At 51.0% G+C, this 6217-nt stretch carries 5 protein-coding genes; all 5 read right to left on the bottom strand.

Annotation, left to right across the window (positions count from 1 at the left end):
- Positions 1-634 (bottom strand): ABC transporter permease (locus QVO97_RS01040; protein WP_288188556.1); only part of this gene is annotated, 634 nt, incomplete at its 3' end.
- Between the two features lie 22 nt (positions 635-656).
- Positions 657-2471, bottom strand: a complete 1815-nt coding sequence (locus QVO97_RS01045; RefSeq protein ID WP_022358574.1) for a hypothetical protein — start codon at positions 2469-2471, stop codon at positions 657-659.
- 65 nt (positions 2472-2536) lie between these two features.
- Positions 2537-3208: an ABC transporter ATP-binding protein gene (locus QVO97_RS01050; protein WP_022358575.1), complete on the bottom strand. Its 672-nt coding sequence runs from the start codon at positions 3206-3208 to the stop codon at positions 2537-2539.
- A gap of 165 nt (positions 3209-3373) precedes the next feature.
- Entirely contained in the window at positions 3374-5473 is a 2100-nt protein-coding gene (locus QVO97_RS01055) for a polyribonucleotide nucleotidyltransferase (RefSeq protein WP_022358576.1), read from the bottom strand.
- A 216-nt stretch (positions 5474-5689) separates the two neighbouring features.
- Positions 5690-5956 carry a 30S ribosomal protein S15 gene (gene rpsO, locus QVO97_RS01060; RefSeq protein WP_022358577.1) on the bottom strand — a complete coding sequence of 89 codons (267 nt, stop codon included), beginning with the start codon at positions 5954-5956 and terminating at the stop codon, positions 5690-5692.
- Positions 5957-6217 lie beyond the last annotated feature (261 nt).

Consider the following 6217-nt stretch of genomic DNA (forward strand, 5'->3'; position numbering starts at 1 on the left):
CCGAAATTCCATAAAAGACCGCCGTCGATACATTTCCTGCAGCGCTGACCGTTTTCTTCCGGAAAAGTACCTCGCGGTTCATCGCATATTTTAAAAAGATACGGTTCAAATCCTGTTCAGACACCGAAATCTGTTCCGGCACTCCCTGGATATTTAAACATTCATTTGCCGCGTAGATCGCCGCCTGCGAAGTGCCAAGCATCGAACTGCCCGACTCTGCCAGTTCCCGGAAAACGGCGCCTTCCAGCCCGCTCTCATCCGGAAACCAGATCGTGGCTGGCTGGTTCGTACCGTCCAAAATGCCGCGCGCCATGCCGGACGGCACCTCGAAAACCGCTTGAAGCTCCCCGCTTTTCATCTTTTGGAACGCTTCATCGTGTTCCAGATACGAAAAGTCGCAGAGACTTTCCACGCTGTCCAGCGAGGCAATCATTTTGGTTATCTTTTCCGAAAGCGCATCGTCCTCCGGAAGCACCACGCCCACCTCGATTTTCTTTAAAGATGTTTCCCCATATAAAACCTTAGACGCCGAAAATGCCGCCATGCCGACGAGCAGCACCATCACCGCCTGCCCTGCCAGAAAATACGGCAGCTGGCGGAGCAGGCGCTTTCCGGTCAGCAGCAGATATATCATATATGTTCGCATTTTCCGCCGCCTATGACATGACTTTCAGGAGAATTGCGAACAGGTTGCCTGTTATCTCCGTTGTGACCTGGTTATAATCCTCCTCGGAGGAAGCCAGCACATCAAATGGAACGCCGTCCGGCTGCGCGATCTCATCCTCCAGCGGGTTGACATAATAGGAACCGGCAAATTCAACATAAGAACTGCTTCCATTTAACAATGTCGTTTCCAGACGCAGGGAATCCATATCGATATGGACGCTCTCGCCCTTCGAAAGCTCGCTGACCGCGCCATTCGCCGTGATCGACGCCTGAGACGCACCGTTACTCTGCAGATCCAGCTTTACCTCATAGCTGCCGTCCGCGATCTGATAGTCGCCATCCAGGATAAACTGGTATTTCTCTTCGTCGCCTTGCAGGGTCGCAATTACCTGACCACTCCAGCTCTTTCCAGCCTCGTAAGCGCCTGTTTTATCCAGGGAAACCGTGATAATCTGACCGTCCGAATCCTCAATATTTAACGCCCCATTCACATTCGACAGCATGTTGTAACCGCCGCCAAAGGAAACATCGCCGTAAAAACGGACATTTTCTTCCTCAACCGTTGCATCCGTCTCATAGGAAAATCCAGCCATTTTGCCATCTTTTCTCACATAGACATCCATCGTCACATCCCCGATGGTATTTTCCATTTCCTCTACCAGATTGTCCAGCACCGCTTCCGCCTGCGCCCAGAGTTCCTTCTGCTGTTCCTCCGGATCCACGCTCTCTCCGTCCCCGTCCGCTGCATAGATGCTGCTTGCGTCGCCTGCCAGTTCCAGATAGCGCACCACATCCTGTTTGAGTGTCTCATCATTCAGGAAAAATTCTCTCGTCGTCTTTGCAAAGCGAATCAACGCATCCTTCGGCAGAGTCACATGGTAACCGCGGCAGTTCTCGCTCTGTCCGTCGATCGTAAACTCTTTTTTGTCATTCTTAGTGACGGTCATAGCCGTTTTGAGGTCATCAATCGCCTTGCTTCCCTCTTTGTAGCGGTTCCAGAGTGCTTTCAGATCCATCATCGGCTCCTCGTCCGAAAGCGCTTCCTTGTACTGTCCCAGATAATTTGCCAGCCCCTCAATATCAATCCCCTGCTCTTCGAGCTTCTGCGCCGCATACGGAGAATTAATGAGCTGTCCTTCCAGATCATTGACATAATCAAGGGTAAATATACGGCTGGAAAGTGCCGGAATCGCCGCCATGATCTGTGTATCATCCATGTAAAGCTGTGCGTCCGCCAATTCTCCGCCGCCATACTGCAAGGAAAGATTTAGCAGCTGCCGTCCGCTGTCCACATCGCGCTTCACATCCAGACCGATGCCCGCACCGCTCATCTGGTTCAGGGATTCATCGGAAATACCTGTCATGCTTAACTCCATCCCCGTCTGCGCGGATCCCTTCTGTAAAAGTTTTTCCAGCTCTTTCGTCCCAAAGATCTCCTCAGACGGATTTAACTGCCCTTCCGCCGTGATGCTCTTGAACGCATCGATCACTGTATCCTTCGGGTCTGCCTGATGGCTGAGCATCACACCGCCGCCGACCACGACCACCGCTGCGGCTGCTCCGGCTGAAATGAGCCATTTCTTCCTGCCAGAACCATTTCCACCCGTTCTGCCACCGTCACTGCCGCCTGCAGCATTTCCACCGATTCCGCCGCCAGCACCAGCGGATCCGCCTGCACTGGTTCCATCCGCTGTGTCAGATGCGGCCGTAAGCGCCTGCGCCGCTGCCTCTGCCGGGTTTAGCGGGGTTGAATTGCTTGACATGTTTGCATTGTTTGTATTGTTTGCATTATTTCCCTCTTCCATCTTGTACCTCCTCCTGTTTTCTCACTCCTAAAACGTTACTGTTCACGCATACGTGCCCAGTAACCTTAAAACCTCTGTATCAGCTCCCGCGCCGAAAGCCCTGCCTCCGTCAGAACCAGCACACCGTCCTTTAATACATAAAGGGTTGTACACGCCCCTATCTCTCCCATCTCATGGGACGTTAAAAGAACTGTTCCCCCTGCTTTCACATAGCTCCTGATATAAGTCAGGATCTGCTCCTTTGCCTCCAGGTCAAGCGCTGCCCCCGGTTCATCGAGAATCAGGATATCCGCGCGTCCAGAGAGTGCCGCCGCGATGCTCAGCCTCTTTTTCTCTCCGCCTGAAAGCCGTCCCGCCTGCGTTTTCAAGAATCGGTCCACACCCAGCACATGACCGACGCCGCATTCCAGATCCCGCTCCATCTCCCGCCGTTTCCCCCGGAACCAGAGACGGTAATTATCAAATGCCGTCAACTCCGGGATCAATGGATTTTCCTGAGGCACATAGGCGATTTTTTCTTCTAATAGACGATGTCTTCCAAGCGCCTCCTGCCCGTCAATCCGAATACTCCCCCGATCCGGCTTGCGGATCCCCGCGAGGATCGAGAGCAGCGTCGTTTTGCCGCATCCATTTCCGCCGACAATCCCGATGCATTCCCCTGGATTTGCCCGAAAAGAGACATTTTTTAGGATCGTCCTTCCGCGGTACCGTTTTTCTATCCCTGTTACCTCTAACATATTTTTCCTCTTTATAAAGTAAAAAGGAACACCGCAAAGCAGAAGCGAACCGCTTCTCTGCCTTGCAGCATTCCTTACTTTATCTGGTCTGCGCCGCAGTGATGCAGGCACATTGATTTTATGATGGATGATTGCAGCACATCGTGTGCATTTGCAATCTATTTATTATTTATTTTCAGCCAGATCGCCTGGTTTCATGCTCAGGTTGATACGACCCATCTTATCGACCTCGATTACCTTTACAGTAACTTCATCGCCGATGTTGACAACATCCTCTACCTTCGCTACGCGCTTGTCCGAAAGCTTGGAAATATGAACCATACCATCTTTGTTCGGAGCCAGCTCTACGAATGCACCAAAATTCATGATACGGACAACGGTACCTGTCAGAATCTGACCCGGCTCGATATCGGTCACGATGCCCTTGATGATGGAAACTGCCTTGTCGATCATTGTCTGATCGGTGCCGCATACAGCTACGCTGCCATCGTCCTCGATATCGATCTTAACGCCGGTCTGCTCGATGATCTTGTTGATTACCTTGCCCTGTTTGCCGACTACATCGCCGATCTTCTGCGGATCGATGGAGATCTGAACGATCTTCGGAGCATACTGGCTGACGGTCTTTCTCGGCTCGGAGATAACCGGCGCCATAACTTCATCCAGGATGTAGAGTCTTGCCTCTCTCGTCTTAGCGATTGCCTCCTCGATGATCGGGCGGGTCAGACCGTGGATCTTGATATCCATCTGGATGGAAGTAATACCCTTGTGAGTGCCGCCTACCTTGAAGTCCATATCGCCGAAGAAGTCTTCCAGACCCTGGATATCGGTCAGAACGATGTAATCATCATCGGTGTCGCCTGTTACCAGACCGCAGGAAATACCAGCTACCGGAGCTTTGATCGGTACACCTGCTGCCATCAGGGACAGAGTGGATGCACAGATACTTGCCTGGGAGGTAGAACCATTGGATTCCATCGTCTCAGATACGGTACGGATTGCATACGGGAACTCTTCCGCAGTCGGAAGTACCGGCACAAGCGCACGCTCCGCCAACGCACCATGACCGATCTCACGGCGTCCCGGTCCTCTGGACGGTTTGGTTTCGCCTACGGAGTAGGACGGGAAGTTGTAATGGTGCATATATCTCTTGGATGTCTCGTTCTCATCCAGTCCGTCGATCTTCTGTGCCTCGGACAGCGGAGCCAGTGTACAGATATTTAAAATCTGTGTCTGTCCACGGGTAAACATACCGGAACCGTGTACACGCGGCAGAATGTCGATTTCTGCTGCCAGCGGACGGATCTCGGTGATACCGCGGCCATCCGGACGCTTGTGGTCTTTGAGGATCATCTTGCGGACAGTCTTCTTCTGGTACTGATATACAGCCTCACCCAGAACAGCCAGCCACTCCTCGTTATCAGCGAATGCCTCTTCCAGGCGCTCGGTGATTGCGCGGATATTCTCTTCTCTCTTCTGTTTCTCGTCTGTAAATACAGCCTCTTCCATCTCTTCCTGCGGAACCAGCTCACGAATCGCTGCAAACAGCTCTTCCGGAACTGCACAGCTCTCGTAGGAATGTTTCGGCTTGCCGCACTCTGCTACGATGGTGTCGATGAATTTGATGATCTCCTGGTTTACTTCGTGTGCCTTGAAGATCGCGTCGATCATGATGTTCTCCGGAACTTCCTTTGCGCCAGCCTCGATCATGATAACCTTCTCGCGGGTGGAAGCAACGGTCAGAGCCATATCAGATACTTTCTTCTGTGCGTTAGTCGGGTTTACGATAAACTCGCCGTCGATCATGCCGATCTGGGTGGTCGCACACGGACCATCAAACGGGATATCGGAAATGCAAGTTGCGATTGCAGAACCTAACATCGCGGTATACTCCGGGCTGCAGTCCTGGTCAACGGATAATACGAGGTTATTTAAGGTAACATCGTTGCGGTAATCCTTCGGGAACAGCGGACGCATCGGACGGTCGATAACACGTGCAGTCAGAACTGCGTTCTCAGATGCCTTTCCCTCTCTCTTGTTAAATCCGCCCGGAATCTTTCCGACCGAATACATCTTCTCCTCAAACTCAACGCTTAACGGGAAGAAATCAATACCGTCACGCGGCTTGTCAGAAGCCGTCGCGGTTGATAATACGGTTGTATCTCCATAATGCATAAATGCAGCACCATTTGCCTGAGCTGCTACACGGCCAACATCCACTGTTAAAGTTCTGCCAGCCAGTTCCATCGAAAAACTCTTGTACATCTCATATCTCCTTTCATCTTGTTTTGCAGAAGAACCTTCACATTCTCATACGCCGCTTTCGGTTCCAAAAGTGCCTTTCTGTGAAAAGTAATACCGAAACTACTGCTCTGCCCGCAAATATGTTTTTCTGCTTTACGGGTACAGCAGCGGTCTCGGACTTTTCTTCTACATAAACAACTAGGGTGGATTGCTCCACCCTATACGTTTTAATCTTAATTACTTTCTGATGCCTAACTTCTCGATCAGTGCACGGTATCCTTCCAGATCGGATTTCTTTAAGTAATCCAGAAGACCACGTCTCTGTCCTACCATCTTCAGAAGTCCGCGGCGGGAATGATGATCCTTCTGATTGGATTTTAAATGCTCTGTAAGCTCAGCGATTCTAGCGGTCAGAATTGCGATCTGAACCTCCGGTGAACCTGTATCGCCTGCTTTTCTTCCGTACTGTTCGATAATAGCTGCTTTCTTTTCCTTTGAAATCATTGTGATTTCCTCCTTAAAATAATTATTCTTACCGTATGCTAAGTTTATGTCGGAGTCGTCAAAAAACTGAGCACCGGCGGACTCATACGTATTTAGTATAACACAATATGTTTTCGGTGTAAATCATTTTATGCAGGTTTTTTCTCGATTTTTATTCCCGTTTCTTCCTATGCTCCTGGTCCCACTTCAATCTTTCCACCATTATCCCCCGAAGGACCTCCCGGTCCTGCCTGGGTCGGTGCCGCAGTCTCCGGCGCTTTC

Origin of the sequence: Clostridium sp. CAG:43 (genome assembly GCF_000434655.1) — a bacterium.
In the GTDB taxonomy this organism is placed as follows: Bacteria; Bacillota; Clostridia; order Lachnospirales; family Lachnospiraceae; genus Otoolea; species Otoolea fessa.